This is a genomic window from Pseudomonas sp. SW-3, from assembly GCF_016615645.1.
GTDB classification, from domain to species: Bacteria; Pseudomonadota; Gammaproteobacteria; order Pseudomonadales; family Pseudomonadaceae; genus Aquipseudomonas; species Aquipseudomonas mandelii.
This window is the reverse complement of the sequence record NZ_CP067098.1, coordinates 891,291-907,578: the sequence shown is the minus strand read 5'-3', so window position 1 is coordinate 907,578 and position 16,288 is coordinate 891,291. Positions and strand designations below refer to the sequence as shown.

The following is a 16,288-nucleotide window of genomic DNA, read 5'->3' as shown; positions in this document are numbered from 1 at the left end:
ACCTGCTCGGTAGCCAGAAGCCTATGTCGCGTCCCGCCACTTCACTGTTCCTGCTGGCCGCCCTGCTGTTTTTCTTTGCCTTGGGCAATCATCAACTGCAAGGGTCCACCGAGGCCCGGGTGGCCGGGATCGCCATGCAGATGCACCTGGACAACGACTGGGTAACGCCCCGTTTGTTCGGCGAACCGTTTCTGGAAAAACCACCTTTGAGCTTGTGGCTCGATGCCGGCGCCATCCGTGCATTTGGCGGCACGCCGTGGGCGGTGCGACTGGCCTCGGCGTTCGCCGGGCTGTTCAGCGTGATGCTGTTGTACGCGATGCTGCGGCGGTTCGGCCGGCCCAAGGCGATTGCCTGGACGGCGGGAATCTTTCTGGCAACCATGGCCAGTTATTGGAGCAACGTGCGCGGCGTCGGTGAAGACGCGTTACTCGCCCTCGGCGTGACCCTGGCGTTGCTGGCGTTCTTTCAGGGGCAACGTCAATCGACGCCCGGCAACGCGCTGCTGTTCGCCTTGGGAATCGCTATCGCCACACTGAGCAAAGGCGTCCTCGGCCTGGCGATGCCGGGCGTGGTGATTTTCGCCTATCTGCTGGCCGAGACCTTGATGGACAGGCGCCTGAAAATCCACGACTGGTTGCGTCCCGGTTTACTGACACTGGCTGGATTGATCCCGCTGATGATTTGGCTCGCCGTGCTGTACCAGCGTGGTGGCGCGCATGCCGTGGGGGAAGTGCTGCTGACCAACAGTGTCGGGCGCTTCAGTGGATCCTTCGTCGAGGCCGGGCATTACGAACCGTACTACTACTACCTGGCCAAGCTGCCCCAGGCGTTTCTGCCGTGGAATATTCTGGTGTACCTGGGGCTGTGGCATTTTCGCAAAAGCTTGATGGCCAATCGTTACTTGCTGTTTTTCACCCTGTGGATCGTGGCGCAGTTTGTGATGCTGACATTGGCGTCGAGCAAGCGCACGGTGTATCTCATGTCGATGACGCCTGCGGCGGCGGTGATTGCGGCGGAGTATGCGGGCGTTCTGTTCGAGCGGCTGAAGATGCGCGAAGGGGCCTCGAACCTTTTGGGGCACATCGCACGGCATCGACGCGGCGCAGCCATTGGCGTGATCGCGTTGGTGATTGGCAGCTACCTGGCCGCCGCTCAATGGGCGCTGCCCCATGCGGACCGCAAACTGTCCTTCCTGCCGTTGACTGCACAGATCCAGACGATGCAGGCCAACGGGCAACACATCGCCCTGTTCCAGGCCAACGAACGGGTGGGCGGTGCCAGCGTGTTCTACACCCGACAAGTGCTCAAGGGCCTGGACACCGAGGCGCAACTGCATGAGTTTCTTGCGGCCTCACCCAGCAACGTGGCGGTCATGTCTGGTGAAATCGAACCGGCCGCGCCGTTGAAAGTGCTCAAGAGCATGAAGGTGGGGCGTCAGGCTTACTACTTTGTGAACCAATAAGCGGCTCGACGGTTGGCGCTTCAGCCTTTTGCAGCACCGGCATCTCCAGCCGCGCTCGTCCGTAAAATGGCAACGCCGTCAGCAAACAGGCCAGCCACACGAAGATCCCGGCCCAAAAGGTGTGGGACATGTAGTGCCAGCCTTGCAGGACACGTGTCGTGCCATAGACGAAACCGAGCAGCAACGCTCCGTACATCAGCGCCTTGGAGTAGCGCCAGCGGTAGCGGCGAGCCACGAAGTACAGCGCGAGCATGGTAAAACCGCCGGAAGCATGGCCACCCGGCCAGCAACGGCCATCACCGGCCTCCCTGAACAGCTGGAAGTTGTTGTACCACTCCACGTGGGGCAATTTCCCACCGTAGAGGGTTGTTTCGATCGGGCAGTACACGCTGGTGTGCGCCTTGAGGAAATGGATCACGCCGGTGCAGATGGCAAATGCGAAGACGACGAACAGAAAATCCCGACGATGTTCGTTGGCAAATCGCAACACCGATGCCGCCTTGCTCCGTTCCAGAAAACCACCAAGACGAGGATGCTTTGAAGTGTTGATCAGCGGCCAGACAAACGACAGCATCGCACCGATCAAGGCAATCTCGGCGGTCCAGTTCGGAATGATGCGCGCCCACTTGTGGGTGAGCTTTTCGAAGAAGTGAACCTTGTCGAGCGGGAAGATCTGAGCAACCGGATCAAACAGAAGATTACTGAAGGCGATGTCGATCCGGGTCATGTCGAACATCAGGAAAACCAAGGCCGCGCAGGCCAACGGGATACCGAAGTTCATCCAATAAAAGTGGTTGCGGGAAGACGTCAGCATCGTGTGTCCTGATACAGAGGAAAAATTCATTCGGTGGTCACCGAACGCCAGTCAGAGGCTTCAATGAAGCCGAGCATTTTCGGTGTCAGAGGTTTTCTGGCGGAAATAAACAATGAAGCGCCATAACCGAGCGTGGAGGTCGACACCTTGAGGTCTTTTTCAAGTTGCGCCATGCATTCGCTGTGGGTCACCAGGATCAAATTGCGACCCGCCACTTTGTGCGCCAGGGCGTCGCGCAGCATCGTGCCCTTGCAGCTCACCAGCCAGTCCTCGCCCACACCGACCTTGTTGAACATGTAGCCGGCCGTCTGTGACGTGCGCATCATCGGGCTGTTGTAGATATCGGTCTTGTCCAACCCCAACTGTTCGAACCGCGCACCGACACTGACCGCGACGCTGCGCGAGCGATCGGTAATGCCATCGTTGCCACTCAGGCACGCGGCTTTCGAGTGATCGCAGCGCTCGACATGGCGGACCAGCACGATGACGTCGCCTTTGGCCCATTCGGTGGCCAACGTTCGTGCACCCGCCACATTGCCATGGGCCAGGTCCGGCACAGCGGCCGGCTGCAACAGCCATACGATCAATGGAATGACCAGCAGCGCCGAGGCCAGCACCACTACGGTGTTTCGATGGCGGGTCAAACAGCTCAGGTTAATTGAGCGTTTTATCCCGAACAGACTCAGTCTCAATTCCACATCAAGCCGCCTCGCCGGCATGCACCATTGTTATTCGAAGCCGCGAGGGTAGAGAGGCGCGCGTCGGCAGCCGGTGAAACCCATGTGAAAAAAAGCTTAAGCCGCTCACAAAAACCTTGTTACAGAATCAGTCCGACAAAAACCTTTCAGCTCTCGCGATTGCTGCCGATACAGGCCTGCTACACACCCTTGCTGGCACCTAAAAAACAACAATCTTCCAGCCAACTGACGATCGAAAGCGCAACGTTCCTGGAGGAATTTGATGAATAGCTGGTTCGGCAACATCAGCGTGAACATGAAACTGGGCCTGGGGTTCGGCCTGGTCCTGGCACTGACCTGCGTACTGGCCCTGACCGGCTGGACGAGCCTGGGCGGCTTGATTGACCGCAGCAACTGGATGAGCGACATCACCCAGCTCAACTCCGGCTTGACCAAGCTTCGTGTGGTTCGCCTGCAATACATGCTGACCAACGGCGACGAAACCGCCGCTCAGAACGTACAGACCACCCTTGACGCCTTTTCCGCTCAGCAACAATCGCTGTTGTCGAAGTTCAAGAGCCCGGAAAACCTCAAGCTGCTCAAAGAGCAAGGCACTTACATCGACGCTTACAAGACGTCGCTGAACAAGATGCGCAGCGCCTACCGCACCGGCAACAGCGCCCGCGACACCATGGCCGCCAACGCTGAAACAGCCAGCACACTAATCGACGCCATCAGCACCCGCGTGCAACAAATGCCCCTGAGTGACCAGCGTTTCGAACAATTCCAGGCCGTCACCGCCGCCAAAGAAGCGTTCATCCTGGCCCGCTACGAAGTGCGCGGCTACACCGCCACCACCAATGCCGAAACCGAGCAAAAAGCCGTCGCCCAACTGGATTCAGCAATTGCCAGCCTGAAGCCGCTGAACGTGCATTTCGCCGAGACCCAGCAAGATGCCCTGCGTCAGCTGGAAACCGCACTGGGCAATTACCGCAGCGCGTTGATCGCCTATAAAGCCGCCAACAGCGATGCCGTGCAGGCGCGCAAGGAAATGACCGACCAGGGCGCCGCCATCGTGACCCTGAGCGAGCAGCTGTATCAGATCCAGCTCGACCGTCGCGACGCCGAAAGCGCCCAGGCGCGCACACTGCAGTTGATCAGCACATTGCTGGCATTGCTGGTGGGCATCATTGCAGCCGTGATCATCACCCGTCAGATCACCGGCCCGCTACGCGACACCCTGGCCGTGGTCGAACGCATCGCCAGCGGCGACCTGTCCCAGGACGTCAAAGTGACGCGCCGCGATGAACTCGGCGTGTTGCAGCAAGGCATCGCACGCATGGGCGTGACCCTGCGTGACTTGATCAGCGGCATCCGCGACGGTGTCACCCAGATCGCGAGCGCCGCGGAAGAACTGTCCGCCGTCACCGAGCAAACCAGTGCCGGCGTCAACAGCCAGAAGATCGAAACCGATCAAGTGGCCACCGCCATGCACGAGATGACGGCCACCGTGCAGGAAGTCGCGCGCAACGCCGAAGAAGCCTCCCTGGCCGCAGCCGCCGCTGATGGTGAAGCCCGCGAAGGCGATAAAGTGGTCAACGAAGCCATCGCCCAGATCGAACGCTTGGCCACTGAAGTGGCGCGCTCCACCGAAGCCATGAGTGTGCTGCAACAGGAAAGCGACAAGATCGGCAGCGTCATGGACGTGATCAAGGCCGTCGCCGAACAGACCAACCTGCTGGCCCTCAACGCCGCCATTGAAGCCGCGCGCGCCGGTGAAGCCGGTCGTGGTTTTGCGGTGGTGGCCGACGAAGTCCGTGGCCTGGCCCAGCGCACACAGAAGTCCACCGAAGAAATCGAAGGCCTGGTGGCCGGTCTGCAGAATGGCACCCAACAAGTGTCGACCGTGATGAACAACAGCCGCGCCCTGACCGACAGCAGCGTGGCCTTGACCCGCAAGGCTGGCACGTCGCTGGAAAACATCACCCGCACGGTGTCCAACATCCAGTCGATGAACCAGCAGATCGCTGCCGCCGCCGAGCAACAAAGCGCCGTGGCCGAAGAAATCAGCCGCAGCATCATCAACGTGCGCGACGTGTCGGAACAGACTGCCGCCGCCAGCGATGAAACGGCCAAGTCCAGTGTTGAGCTGGCGCGGCTGGGGAATCAGTTGCAGATGATGGTCAGTCACTTCAGGGTTTAAAGCACCGCCGCTCTCCAGCCCCGCAGAAGCCCTTTAAATAAAGGGCTTCGTCATTTTTACGGAGCGTTTATCCGTCCGTAACGCTCACGGGTGATTTGGAGGAACTGATGAAGCTTTTTACAGGCAGATCGCGTTGGTAAACACCAACCGGTTGCCGAACGGATCACTGATGGTCATGTCCTGGCTTCCCCAGGGCATGGCCTGGATCTGCGGGTGCGAAAACGGATACGCCTTCGCCAGCAGTTGCTGCTGGAAGGCCTCGAGCTCATCGGTCTCGATGCGCAGGGCCGAACCCGGCGTGCTGTCGCCAGGGTGTTCGGACAGGTGCAGCACGCATTCGCCACGGGAGACTTGCAGGTACAGCGGGGAATTCGGCTCGAAGCGATGCTGCCAGTCGACCGTGAACCCCAGAAAGTCGACGTAGAATTCCAATGCCTTGGCCTCGTCGAAAATCCGCAGGATCGAGGTGGTTTTGCCGAAGCTCATTGGGTTGCTCCCTGACTGAAAAGACACCCGTTGAAGTTGGGCTGGATGTCAGCGCTTCGGCTTGGCGTTGGCTTTCTTTAATCGCAATGTGCCATCACTGTGACGTATTTCTCGGAATGCCTACTGAAACCCGTCACGCAAATCCCCTTCCCGCGCCAGAAACCGTCCTTCCCGTTTCCCGTTCGCCTGGCCATCGCTGTAACTCAACACGCCGTTGACCCATACACCTTCAATCCCCTCGGCCGCCTGTTGCGGGTCACTGAAGTCCGCCACGTCGCGAATGCTCAGCGGATCGAACAACACCAGGTCCGCCCAATGTCCTTCACGAATCTCACCCCTTTGCTTCAAGCCAAAACGTGCCGCCGACAATCCGGTCATTTTGTGTACGGCGGTATGCAGCGGAAACAGGCCGACGTCGCGACTGAAATGTCCGAGCACACGTGGGAAAGCGCCCCACAAGCGCGGATGCGGGAACGGATCTTCCGGCAATCCGTCGGACCCCACCATCGACAAGGGATGGGCAAGGATTTTTCGCACATCGGCCTCGTCCATGCCGTAGTACACCGCGCCGGCCGGTTGCAGACGGCGTGCAGCGTCAAGCAACGGCACGCTCCATTCGGCGGCGATGTCCATCAAGTCGCGGCCGCCCAATTCCGGGTGCGGCGTGGACCAGGTGATGGTGATGCGATGGGCGTCGGTGACTTGCTTGAGGTCCAGGGTCGAAGAACTCGCCGCGTAGGGATAACAATCGCAGCCCACCGGGTGAGTTTTCGCCGCTTCCTCAAGCGAGGCCAGCAATTGCGGACTGCGCCCCCAGTTACCGGCCCCCGCGCATTTGAGGTGAGAAATGATCACCGGGGATTTCGCATGCCGGCCGATCTGGAACGCCTCGTCCATCGCCTCCAGCACCGGTTCGAATTCACTGCGCAAATGGGTGGTGTACACGGCGCCGAACGCCGTCAGCTCTTCAGTCAGTTGCATCACTTCGTCGGTGGACGCCGAGAACGCGCTGGCGTAGGCCAGACCGGTGGATAACCCCAAGGCGCCCGCCTCAAGACTTTCACGCAACTGCTCGCGCATCGCGCTGATTTCATCAGGCGTGGCGGTGCGAAATAGGTCGTCGAGATGGTTGCTGCGCAACGCGGTGTGGCCCACCAGCGCGGCGACGTTCAGCGTAGTGTTCGCCGCTTCGACCGCTGCGCGGTAATCACTGAACGTCGGATAAACGAAGGCTGCCGAAGTGCCGAGCAGGTTCATCGGATCGGGCGGATCGCCACGCAGGCTCACTGGTGACGCGCTGATCCCGCAGTTGCCGACAATCACCGTGGTCACGCCCTGGCTGAGCTTGGGCAGCATCTGCGGCTGGCGGATCACCACCGTGTCGTCATGGGTGTGCACGTCGATAAAACCCGGCGCCAGCACGCGGCCGGCAGCGTCGATTTCCTCGCGGGCGGTCGCCTCATGCAAGTCGCCGATGCGCGCGATGCGGCCGTTCTGAATCGCCACATCGGCGGGGTAACCGGGGCTGTTGCTGCCATCGATGACCAAGGCGTTGCGGATCAGCGTGTCGTACATCATGTCAGTCTCCCAGCGGCAAACGATCGTCGCCGCCACGGTAATCGTCCAGGGCGAGTTTGATCCGCCGCAGACGTTCTTGATTGTCTTCAGGGTTGGCCAGCGCGAGCTCGGTGGCAAGCACGTCGATGGCCAGCAGCATGCCGTAGCGCGCCGCCGTCGGTTTGTAGATAAACGAGGTTTCGACGCCTTGCAGCGGCAGCAGCACATCGGCCAATTGCGCCAGCGGCGAGTCGGCCCGGGTGATGGCGATAATCCGTGCACCGTAGTTGCGGGCCAGTTCGACGGCGTCGATGAGTTCGGGGGTGATGCCGGTCAGCGAGCAGGCAATGACCGCGCGTTCGGCATCAAGGCTGGCGGCGGTGACGCGCATCATCACCGGGTCGTGGCACGCCGCAATCGGGTAGCCAAATCGCACCAGCCGCACTTGCAGCTCATCGCTGCACAAGGTTGAACAACCGCCCAGGCCGAATGCATGAATCATCCGCGCCTTGCCCAGCAGTTTCACGGCATCAGCGAACCGCGACTCGTCGAACGCCGACAGATGCTGACGCAGGGTCGACTCGATATCGCCGACGATCTGCCCATAGAACGCCGACTGATCCGGCGTCCCCGCCGGGTCAAGGAAGCGGCTGCCGACGCCGCTGGCCTGGGCCAGTTGCAGGCGCAGATCACGCAGGTCGCGACAGCCCACCGTGCGGGCAAACCGCGACAGCGTGGCGGTGCTGACCTCTGCCCTCTGCGCCAGCTCATCGAGGCTGGCGGCGGAGGCAAAGCCGACGTCGTTGAGCATCAGACGCGCGATGCGTCCTTCACCGGCGCTGAAGGAATCCTGGCGGGCGCGGATCTGGTAGAGGATGTCCATGGCAGGCGGCTCCGGTTAGATCAAGTAAGAAAGACCCACGGTCAGCGCGAAAGCCACCACCGAAATAATGGTTTCAAGCACCGTCCAGGTCTTGAAGGTCTGGGCAACGGTCATGTTGAAGTATTCCTTGATCAACCAGAAGCCGCCGTCGTTGACGTGGGAAAAAATCACCGACCCGGCGCCGGTCGCCAGCACCAGCAACTCGGGGTGCGGATACCCCAGACCGATGGCCACCGGCGCGACGATGCCCGAGGCGGTGGTCATCGCCACGGTGGCGGAGCCGGTGGCGATGCGCATCAACGCCGCGAACAGCCAGCCCATGATCAGCGGCGACAGGTGAAATTCGTCGGCCAGGCTGACGATCTGGTTGGTCACGCCGGCGTCCACCAGAATCCGGTTCAAGCCACCGCCGGCGCCGACCAGCAAAGTGATGCTGGCGGTCGGCGCCAGGCATTCGTTGGTGAACTTGAGGATCGATTCGCGGCTGAAGCCCTGGGCAATGCCGAGGGTCCAGAAACTCAGCAACGTCGCCAGCAGCAGCGCGATCACCGAGTTGCCGATGAACAGCAGGAACTGGTTGAAACCGCTGCCCGGCGTGGAAATCAGGTTGGCCCAGCCACCGATCAGCATCAGCACCACCGGCAACAGAATGGTCGCCATGGTGATGCCGAAACCCGGCAGGCTGTCGCGCGGTTCACGGTCGAGGAACTGCCGCTCCAGCGGGTTCTCCGCCGGCAGTTGAATGCGCGGCACGATGAACTTGGCGTACAGCGGACCGGCGATAATCGCGGTCGGAATACCGATCAGAATCGCGTACATCAAGGTCTGTCCGACCGACGCCCCATACACCTGCACCGCCAGCATCGCGGCCGGGTGCGGCGGCACCAGCGCATGCACCACCGACAAGCCAGCGACCATCGGCAAACCGACCATCAAGATCGACACGCCAACCCGCCGCGCCACGGTAAAGGCAATCGGCACCAGCAATACAAAACCGACCTCGAAGAACAGCGGCAGCCCGACCAGAAAGGCGATGCAAACCATCGCCCAGTGCGCGTTCTTCTCGCCAAAACGGTCGATCAAGGTCCGCGCCACCTGCTCCGCGCCGCCCGACTCGGCCATCATCTTGCCGAGCATCGTGCCCAGCGCCACCACCAGGGCAATGTGCCCCAGGGTTTTGCCAACCCCGGCCTCGTAGGCCCCGACCACCCCGGACGCCGGCATGCCGGCCAGCAGCGCGAGGCCGATGGAGACCAAGGTGATGACGATGAACGGATTGAGTCGGTAGCGGGCGATCAGAACGATCAGGGCAATGATGGCGATGGCGGCATACACCAGCAGCCAATAGCCGAAGGACAGGGTCATGCGGTACTCCTCGAAAGGGCCACGTCGAATGGGTTGTGAAACTCTTAAATCATTTCGAGGCGTGACATTCAAACGAGGTGAAAGTTATTTTCGTGCAGAGGTAAGGGATGTCGCGCAGAGGTATGCCAGGTCGGTGGATATGAAAATCAGGCAGGCGGATTTACATCGCGCCTGCGTTGATTTCAGTCGTGATTCACGCGGGCACGTTTGAGCAGCTTCTTGCAGCGCTCGGACAAATGCAGCACCCGCAGATGCTTGCCGGCCTTGGCGTAGCGTTCACGCAAAGTCTTCAGCGCGGCGATGGCCGAATAGTCGACAAAACTCAGGTGGCGGCAGTCGATGGTCACGACAGGCGGATCATTGGCGGGGTCGAACTGATTGAGAAACGGCGTAGTCGAGGCAAAGAACAACGTGCCATGCAGGTGGTACAACTTGCTGCCATCGCTCTCGAGATGAGCATCGGCATACAGCTCGCGTGCCTGCTGCCAGGCAAAGTTGAGCGCCGCGATGATGATCCCGCACAACACGGCAGTGGCCAGGTCGGTGAACACGGTGATGACCGTGACCGCCACAATCACCAACACATCGTTCAGCGGCACCTTGTTCACTACCCGCAACGACGCCCAGGCGAACGTTTGCTGCGACACCACAAACATCACGCCGACCAGCGCGGCCAACGGGATGCGCTCGATCAGCGGCGACAGAAACAGAATGAACAGCAGAATCAGCACCCCGGCCACCACCCCGGACAGCCGGCCACGACCACCGGAACTGAGGTTGATGACGGTCTGACCGATCATCGCGCAGCCACCCATGCCGCCAAAAAACCCCGAGACCATATTGGCCGCGCCCAACGCCACGCACTCGCGATCAGGGAAGCCACGGCTTTCGGTGATCTCATCGGTGAGGTTCAGGGTCAGCAGGGTTTCCAGCAGGCCGACCAGCGCCATCAAGATCGCGTAGGGGGCGATGATGCGCAGGGTGTCCAGGCTCCAGGGAATGTCTGGCAGCGCGAACGTCGGCAAGCCGCCGGCGATGTGCGCCATGTCGCCCAAGGTGCGCGTCGGCAGGCCGAGCAGATACACCGCCAGCCCGACACTCAGGATCGCCACCAGCGCCGGCGGCACGGCACGCGTCAGGCGCGGAAGCAGGTAAACGATCGCCATCGTCAACACCACCAACCCGGTCATCAGGTACAACGGCGTGCCACTGAGCCAGGTTTCGCCATCCTTGAAGTGTTCGAGTTGCGCCAGCGCAATGATGATCGCCAGGCCGTTGACGAACCCAAGCATCACCGGGTGCGGCACCATGCGCACCAGTTTGCCAAGCCTCAGCAGCCCGAACGCCAGCATGATCAGGCCACCGAGCAACACGGTCGCGAGCAGATACTGCACGCCGTGTTGCACCACCAGCGCGACGATCACCACCGCCATCGAACCCGCCGCACCGGACACCATCCCCGGCCGCCCGCCGAAAAGCGCGGTCAGGGTGCAAATGATGAACGCGCCGTAAAGCCCCATCAGCGGATTGAGGTGGGCCACCAACGCGAAGGCAATGCATTCGGGGAGCAGGGCGAAAGAAGTGGTGAGTCCGGCCAGGACATCGGCGCGCAGACGTTTTGGTTTCATGGAGAATCGAACACGACAGGGAGAGAGGGTGCGGATGTTACGGAATCGGGGGCGACCCGGCCAGTTGTCAGGTTGCTGAAAACGCAATCGCGAGCAGGCTCGCACCCACAGTGGATGTCCGTTACACACAAAATCTGTGTCCTGTGAAGATCAAACTGTGGGAGCGAGCCTGCTCGCGATTGCAGCGACGCGGTCTAAAGCGAACTCAAACCATCTCGTCCCGAATCCATTCAACCACCGACGTCCGCTTCGGCACCCAGCCCAGCAATTCACGCGCATGCTTGCCGCGCACCCGGCTGTTGGAGCCCAGGCCATAGTTGGCCATTTCATAACCCCATTCGGCTTCGGCGTCTTTCAACGGCCAGTCTTGCGGCTTGCCCAGTTTCAGGGCTTCAGCCATGGCCGTGGTCATGTCGATGAAGGACGCTTCACCGCTTTCGACGAAGTAGAACGTGCCCGGGACGTTTTTGGTCAGTGCCAGCAGATACAGGGACACCACGTCTTCGATGTGTACGTTGGACCAGATGTTCTGACCCGTGCCGACATGTCGGACCACACCGCTTTTACGCGCCTGTTTGAGCAAGCGCGGCAATTGCACGCTGTCGCGATTGACGCCCAGGCTGTGGCCGTAAATCAGGGTGTTGCAGATCACGGCCGAGTTCACGCCGTCTTTCGCCGCGGCGAGGATCAGGTTGTCGATGGCCACGCGGGCAGCCTTGTCGACGGTCGGTTCCGGCAGGTTGTCTTCGAAGTAGATGACGTCACTGGCTTTACCGCCGGAGGCATCGCCGACGATGCTCGAACCGCTGGTGTGCAGGAACACTTTGTGGGAGCCGCGCAACGCATTGAGCAAGGCTTCCACCGCGCCACGATGGTCGCTGCTGGCAGCGTTGATCACGGCATCGGCGGCGCGGGCCTGTTCAGCCAGTAGTGCGCTGTCGTCAAGAGTGCCGATCACCGGGATGATACCGATTGCGCTCAGTTCAGTGGCTTGGTCGGCGTTGCGAACCAGGCCGGTGACTTTATGGCCCGCCCGGACAAGACCGGTGGCAATGGAGCCGCCGATGAAACCAGCAGCGCCGGTAACGAATACGTTCATGGAGAAACTCCCTGCGTGAATAAGTGATGCATTGAGTATCGAGGACCGTCCCGTGGTGAAACAGACCCGCTGACCCAAATCACTCTTGCGCAGGGATCACGGATCAGCCTGTGAAGTTCGCATTCGCATAAGCCGCCAACTTGCCCTGAATGAAGTCCAGGAAGCATTGAATGCGCAGGGCCAGTTGCGAGTTGCGGTAGTACACCGCGTTGATCGGTTGGCGATAGCCGCTGTTGAAGTCCGCCAGCAGCACCTGCAAGCGACCGGCACGAATGTCGTCGATCGTCATGAAGTGCGACAGACAGGCAATGCCCTGGCCTTCCAGCGCCAGGTGCCGGATCGTCTCGCCGCTGGAGGCGCTGATCGACGCCTGAATCGGCCAGCGATCACCGTGCACATACCGTAGCGGCCACTGGTTGAGGCCCTCGTTCTGGGTAAAACCGAGCAACGCATGCCCGGCCAGGTCTGCAACCGCCGTTGGCGTGCCGTGTTGCTCAAGGTACGCCGGGCTGGCGAGGATGTGCAGCGGGCTGCAACCCAGTGAGCGTGCGTGCAGGGTTGAATCGGCCAGTGCGCCGATGCGGATGGCGATATCGGTGCTTTGTTCGAGCAAGTCGATGATCAGGTCGTTGCTGTTGAGTTCGAGCTGAATGTCGGGGTAGAGCCGGCGGAACTCGTCGATGTACGGCACGATGGCGTGCAGCATGAACGGCGAGGCGGCGTTGATCCGCAGACGCCCGGACGGGGTTTGCTGGCGTGAGGTCAGGCGTTCTTCGAGCTCGTCCATCTGATCGAGAATCAGCTTGGCGTGCTCGAAGAAATACTTGCCCTCCTCCGTCAGGTCCATGCGCCGCGTGGTGCGGTTGATCAGCGTGGTATCGAGCTTGGCCTCCAGCCGCGACAGCGTGCGGCTGACCGCCGAAGGCGTCTGCCCAACCTGTTCGGCCGCCGCGGAAATCGACCCGCACTCAATCACGCAGACGAAAATCTGCAACTCATCGGATCTTGCTTTCACGGACGCCCCTCATCGATCAATTCAGCGCCGGCCTCTGTAGGAGCCAGGCTTGCCGGCGAAGGCGTCCGCTAAAACGCCTTCGCCGGCAAGCCTGGCTCCTACAGGTTCTGGCTTCAGGTATCGATAGTAACCGAGCTCACGCCTTGAGGCCGAACACCTCGGTCAGGTGCTGCTCATAGCGCGCCACATCAGCCTCGATATTCGGACGCTTCATCACATCGACCGCCAGGAAGGTCGGCAAACCGCTCATGCCGAGAAATTCGTTGGCCTTGTGAAACGGGAAGTACACCGCGTCCACGCCTTTGCCTTCGAAGAAGTCGGTCGGGTCGTCAAAGGCTTGCTGCGGTGCGTTCCAGGTCAGCGACAACATGTATTGCTTGCCGTGCACCAAACCGCCGCTGCCGTATTTTTGCGAGGCGTCGGAACGGGTGCGGCCGTCGCTGGCGTAGAGGCTGCCATGGCCTTCAGTGAAGACTTCGTCGATGTACTTCTTCACCGTCCACGGTGCGCCCATCCACCAACCGGGCATTTGATAAATGATCACGTCGGCCCAGAGATATTTGGCGACTTCTTCAGCAACGTCGTAGCCCTCGTCGATGAAGGTGGCTTTTACATCGATGCCGCCGCGATCCAGCACGCTCAACGCGGCTTCATGCAGGGTGGTGTTGTAACGGCCATCGGAGTGGGCGAACTTTTTGCCGCCATTGAGCAACAGGACTTTTTTCATGAGAAATCTCGGAAGGTCAGGAATTCGATGGCGGCAGAGTAACGAGCTGCCTCGCGCGGAATAAGCGCTGAATTCGCAAAATACATTTGACCAATACGCACGAATCGACAGGAGATTGTTGCCATAAACTTGCGCCGATTCTGAACTTGAGGAGATTTCTGATGAGTGAACTGCAAGGCTTCATCCTGCACGCCAAGACCCGCCCGGAAAAATCCGACGCCTTCGAAGCGTTTTTCAGCGGCCATGTAGATGCGAGTCGCGCCGAGCCCGGCTGCATCGAGTACCACATGCTGCGCGACAAACAGGACCCGACCCTGTTTATCTTCTACGAGATCTGGCAGTCCCAGGCGCACCTCGACGTGCACTCGAACTTGCCGCACATGCAGCAGTTCCGCGACATGCGCATGGAATACCTGGAACGGGATTTTGATATCCGCGCCATCGAGATGCTTAGCCCTTCCTCCGCTACCCGTTGATTAGCAAATGGCCGCCGAGCACACCGAGGCCGATGAAGAACACGCGTTTGAACAGCACGGCGCTGATCCGCTGACGCAGCCATTGGCCGAGCAACATGCCGAGCACTGCCGGGATCAACGCCAGCAACGACGCACTCAGTTCACCACCGCCAAGGGCGCCGCGCCATAACAGGCCGGCGGCCAGGGCGAGGGTCGAGACGGTGAACGACAGGCCCAGGGCTTGCACCAGTTCATCCTTGCTCAAACCCAGTGCTTGCAGATACGGCACCGCCGGAATCACGAAGACGCCGGTGGCCGAGGTGATGACGCCCGTCACAACTCCACACAGCGGACCAAGCCAGCGTTCGCTCTGACCACCCACGCGCAAGGCCGGCAGGAATAGACCGCTCAGTGCATAAAGCATCAGCGCCCCGCCCAACGCCCGCACCACCCACTGACCACCGGCCATGCCGATCCACACCGTGCCTGCCCCGGTGCCAATGAAGATCGCCAGGAGCATCGGCCACAACCGTTTGATCAAACCGAGCAAATGCCCACCGAATGCCAGTTGCCAGACATTGGTGAGGGTTGCCGGGATGATCAGCAGCGCGGCAGCCTGTGACGGGGCCATAGCCAGACCGAGCAGGCCCATGGCGATGGTGGGTAATCCGAGGCCGATCACGCCTTTGATCATGCCGGCCAGCAGGAATGTGGCGATCACCAGCAAGGAAAGGGTCAGACCGAGGTTTTGATAGAACGCAGAGAGAGTATTCATGGGGCCATGGTGAGCCTGGATTGGCGGGTTGAAAATCTGCCATATACTGAGGCAGCCTCTTGCCTGACAAGAGGCTGACAACTGCGTCGTTACGACTGACGCCTTCGCGAGCAGGCTCGCCCCCACAGTTAAAACGCATTTCCCAATGTCGGAGCGAGCCTGCTCGCGAAAGCGCCCTTCCAGGCAACACATATTTAGAGGTTGCTGCCATGCACTTCGACCTGACCGACCTGCGCCTCTACCTGAACATCCTCGACACTGGCAACATCACCGCCGGTGCCGCCCGCAGCCACTTATCCCTGGCAGCGGCCAGCGCCCGAATCCGGGCCATGGAATCCTCCCTCGGCATCGACTTCCTGGAGCGTGGCCGGCGCGGTGTCACACCCACCCCGGCCGGCAAAGCCCTGGCGAAACACGCCCGTGCCCTGCTGCAACAAGCCGAGCGCCTGCAACAGGATCTGGCCGAATACGCCAAGGGCGTCAAAGGTCAGGTGCGATTGCTGTGCAACACCACCGCGATCACCGAATACCTGCCGGAGTTGCTCGCCGACTTTCTGCGCGAGCATCCGAACCTCGACATCGACCTTCAAGAACTGCCCAGCGCCCGCATCACCCATGCGTTGCGCCAAGGGGCGGCAGACCTCGGCATCGTGTCCGACGCGGTGGACACCGATGACCTGCACACCCGGCCGTTTCGCGAGGACCCGCTGGTGTTGATTCTGCCTCCTGATCATCCCTTGGCCGACCAGCCATCATTGACCTTCGCCGACACCTTGAACCACGACTATGTGGCCCTGGGCGCCAGCAGTGCCTTGGCCATCCACGTGGAAGAACAGGCCCTGCACATTGGCCAGCGCATGCCGATCCGCATTCGTGCCGACGGCTTCGACGGGGTCATTCGCATGGTTGCGCGCGGCGCAGGACTGGCCATCGTGCCGCGGGTGGCCATCGAGCGCTGGCCACAGGTACAAGGGGTCACGACCCGCGCTCTTCCCGAAGACTGGGCCAACCGCACCCTGAAAATCTGTGCCCGTGACGTCGACAGCCTGCCCGGTTACGCCCGGGCCTTGCTGGAGGCACTGACGCCGGGAACGCCTTGACTCTACCGTAAGGGGCAGACTCTATGCTGCGGGCTTCATTT

At 60.9% G+C, this 16,288-nt stretch carries 15 protein-coding genes and 1 pseudogene; 5 read left to right on the top strand and 11 right to left on the bottom strand.

Features of this window, described 5'->3' with window-relative positions:
- Positions 1 to 23 precede the first annotated feature (23 nt).
- The gene (locus JIO00_RS03925; RefSeq protein WP_154502992.1) at positions 24 to 1,463 is read left to right on the top strand and encodes an ArnT family glycosyltransferase; all 1,440 of its coding nucleotides are present in this window, start codon (positions 24 to 26) and stop codon (positions 1,461 to 1,463) included.
- Here the strand turns inward: JIO00_RS03925 and JIO00_RS03920 are convergent.
- Positions 1,414 to 2,277: a phosphatase PAP2 family protein gene (locus tag JIO00_RS03920; RefSeq protein WP_200668603.1), complete on the bottom strand. Its 864-nt coding sequence runs from the start codon at positions 2,275 to 2,277 to the stop codon at positions 1,414 to 1,416. The two genes, JIO00_RS03925 and JIO00_RS03920, sit on opposite strands and share 50 nt — an antisense overlap.
- A 26-nt stretch (positions 2,278 to 2,303) precedes the next feature.
- The gene (locus tag JIO00_RS03915) at positions 2,304 to 2,975 is read right to left on the bottom strand and encodes a histidine phosphatase family protein (RefSeq protein ID WP_042932398.1); all 672 of its coding nucleotides are present in this window, start codon (positions 2,973 to 2,975) and stop codon (positions 2,304 to 2,306) included.
- Positions 2,976 to 3,237: 262 nt separating this feature from the next.
- Here JIO00_RS03915 and JIO00_RS30100 point away from each other — a divergent pair.
- Both JIO00_RS30100 and JIO00_RS30095 read left to right on the top strand, forming a co-directional pair.
- Positions 3,238 to 4,251 (top strand): annotated as a pseudogene (locus JIO00_RS30100) (methyl-accepting chemotaxis protein); the annotation flags it as partial.
- A gap of 42 nt (positions 4,252 to 4,293) precedes the next feature.
- Entirely contained in the window at positions 4,294 to 5,157 is an 864-nt protein-coding gene (locus tag JIO00_RS30095) for a methyl-accepting chemotaxis protein (protein WP_371857859.1), read from the top strand.
- Between the two features lie 117 nt (positions 5,158 to 5,274).
- Here JIO00_RS30095 and JIO00_RS03905 read toward each other — a convergent pair whose 3' ends face one another.
- The 8 genes from JIO00_RS03905 to JIO00_RS03870 form a co-directional block, all read right to left on the bottom strand.
- Positions 5,275 to 5,643, bottom strand: a complete 369-nt coding sequence (locus tag JIO00_RS03905) for a glyoxalase superfamily protein (protein ID WP_200667724.1) — start codon at positions 5,641 to 5,643, stop codon at positions 5,275 to 5,277.
- 120 nt (positions 5,644 to 5,763) lie between these two features.
- Positions 5,764 to 7,221 carry an N-acyl-D-amino-acid deacylase family protein gene (locus tag JIO00_RS03900; RefSeq protein ID WP_200667723.1) on the bottom strand — a complete coding sequence of 486 codons (1,458 nt, stop codon included), beginning with the start codon at positions 7,219 to 7,221 and terminating at the stop codon, positions 5,764 to 5,766.
- A 1-nt stretch (position 7,222) separates the two neighbouring features.
- Positions 7,223 to 8,083 (bottom strand): MurR/RpiR family transcriptional regulator, encoded by an 861-nt coding sequence (locus JIO00_RS03895; protein ID WP_077747344.1) that lies wholly within the window; start codon positions 8,081 to 8,083, stop codon positions 7,223 to 7,225.
- A 15-nt stretch (positions 8,084 to 8,098) separates the two neighbouring features.
- A complete protein-coding gene (locus tag JIO00_RS03890; protein ID WP_145309808.1) occupies positions 8,099 to 9,448 on the bottom strand; it encodes a GntT/GntP/DsdX family permease in 1,350 nt (449 codons plus the stop codon).
- A gap of 182 nt (positions 9,449 to 9,630) precedes the next feature.
- On the bottom strand, positions 9,631 to 11,076 hold the full coding sequence (locus tag JIO00_RS03885) for a SulP family inorganic anion transporter (protein WP_200667722.1): 1,446 nt from the start codon (positions 11,074 to 11,076) through the stop codon (positions 9,631 to 9,633).
- A 205-nt stretch (positions 11,077 to 11,281) separates the two neighbouring features.
- Positions 11,282 to 12,175 (bottom strand): NAD-dependent epimerase/dehydratase family protein, encoded by an 894-nt coding sequence (locus tag JIO00_RS03880; protein ID WP_200667721.1) that lies wholly within the window; start codon positions 12,173 to 12,175, stop codon positions 11,282 to 11,284.
- Positions 12,176 to 12,278: 103 nt separating this feature from the next.
- Complete coding sequence (locus JIO00_RS03875; protein WP_077747341.1) at positions 12,279 to 13,190, bottom strand: LysR family transcriptional regulator; 912 nt, start codon at positions 13,188 to 13,190, stop codon at positions 12,279 to 12,281.
- Between the two features lie 136 nt (positions 13,191 to 13,326).
- Positions 13,327 to 13,917 carry an NAD(P)H-dependent oxidoreductase gene (locus JIO00_RS03870; protein WP_010463714.1) on the bottom strand — a complete coding sequence of 197 codons (591 nt, stop codon included), beginning with the start codon at positions 13,915 to 13,917 and terminating at the stop codon, positions 13,327 to 13,329.
- Positions 13,918 to 14,078: 161 nt separating this feature from the next.
- Between JIO00_RS03870 and JIO00_RS03865 the strand changes: the two genes are divergently transcribed.
- Positions 14,079 to 14,393 (top strand): putative quinol monooxygenase, encoded by a 315-nt coding sequence (locus tag JIO00_RS03865; protein ID WP_200667720.1) that lies wholly within the window; start codon positions 14,079 to 14,081, stop codon positions 14,391 to 14,393.
- On the opposite strand, the gene JIO00_RS03860 is transcribed toward JIO00_RS03865, so the two are convergent.
- Complete coding sequence (locus JIO00_RS03860) at positions 14,383 to 15,147, bottom strand: sulfite exporter TauE/SafE family protein (RefSeq protein ID WP_083375100.1); 765 nt, start codon at positions 15,145 to 15,147, stop codon at positions 14,383 to 14,385. The two genes, JIO00_RS03865 and JIO00_RS03860, sit on opposite strands and share 11 nt — an antisense overlap.
- Before the next feature lie 209 nt (positions 15,148 to 15,356).
- On the opposite strand from JIO00_RS03860, the gene JIO00_RS03855 reads away from it, so the two are divergent.
- On the top strand, positions 15,357 to 16,247 hold the full coding sequence (locus JIO00_RS03855) for a LysR family transcriptional regulator (protein WP_010463719.1): 891 nt from the start codon (positions 15,357 to 15,359) through the stop codon (positions 16,245 to 16,247).
- Positions 16,248 to 16,288 lie beyond the last annotated feature (41 nt).

Bases quoted from the DNA above. Each gene is read 5' to 3' on its own strand.
- JIO00_RS03925 (WP_154502992.1), top strand. From the start codon at position 24: ATGTCGCGTCCCGCCACTTCACTGTTCCTGCTGGCCGCCCTGCTGTTT.
- JIO00_RS03920 (WP_200668603.1), bottom strand. From the start codon at position 2,277: ATGCTGACGTCTTCCCGCAACCACTTTTATTGGATGAACTTCGGTATC.
- JIO00_RS30095 (WP_371857859.1), top strand. From the start codon at position 4,294: ATGGGCGTGACCCTGCGTGACTTGATCAGCGGCATCCGCGACGGTGTC.
- JIO00_RS03905 (WP_200667724.1), bottom strand. From the start codon at position 5,643: ATGAGCTTCGGCAAAACCACCTCGATCCTGCGGATTTTCGACGAGGCC.
- JIO00_RS03900 (WP_200667723.1), bottom strand. From the start codon at position 7,221: ATGATGTACGACACGCTGATCCGCAACGCCTTGGTCATCGATGGCAGC.
- JIO00_RS03895 (WP_077747344.1), bottom strand. From the start codon at position 8,083: ATGGACATCCTCTACCAGATCCGCGCCCGCCAGGATTCCTTCAGCGCC.
- JIO00_RS03890 (WP_145309808.1), bottom strand. From the start codon at position 9,448: ATGACCCTGTCCTTCGGCTATTGGCTGCTGGTGTATGCCGCCATCGCC.
- JIO00_RS03885 (WP_200667722.1), bottom strand. From the start codon at position 11,076: ATGAAACCAAAACGTCTGCGCGCCGATGTCCTGGCCGGACTCACCACT.
- JIO00_RS03880 (WP_200667721.1), bottom strand. From the start codon at position 12,175: ATGAACGTATTCGTTACCGGCGCTGCTGGTTTCATCGGCGGCTCCATT.
- JIO00_RS03870 (WP_010463714.1), bottom strand. From the start codon at position 13,917: ATGAAAAAAGTCCTGTTGCTCAATGGCGGCAAAAAGTTCGCCCACTCC.
- JIO00_RS03865 (WP_200667720.1), top strand. From the start codon at position 14,079: ATGAGTGAACTGCAAGGCTTCATCCTGCACGCCAAGACCCGCCCGGAA.
- JIO00_RS03860 (WP_083375100.1), bottom strand. From the start codon at position 15,147: ATGAATACTCTCTCTGCGTTCTATCAAAACCTCGGTCTGACCCTTTCC.
- JIO00_RS03855 (WP_010463719.1), top strand. From the start codon at position 15,357: ATGCACTTCGACCTGACCGACCTGCGCCTCTACCTGAACATCCTCGAC.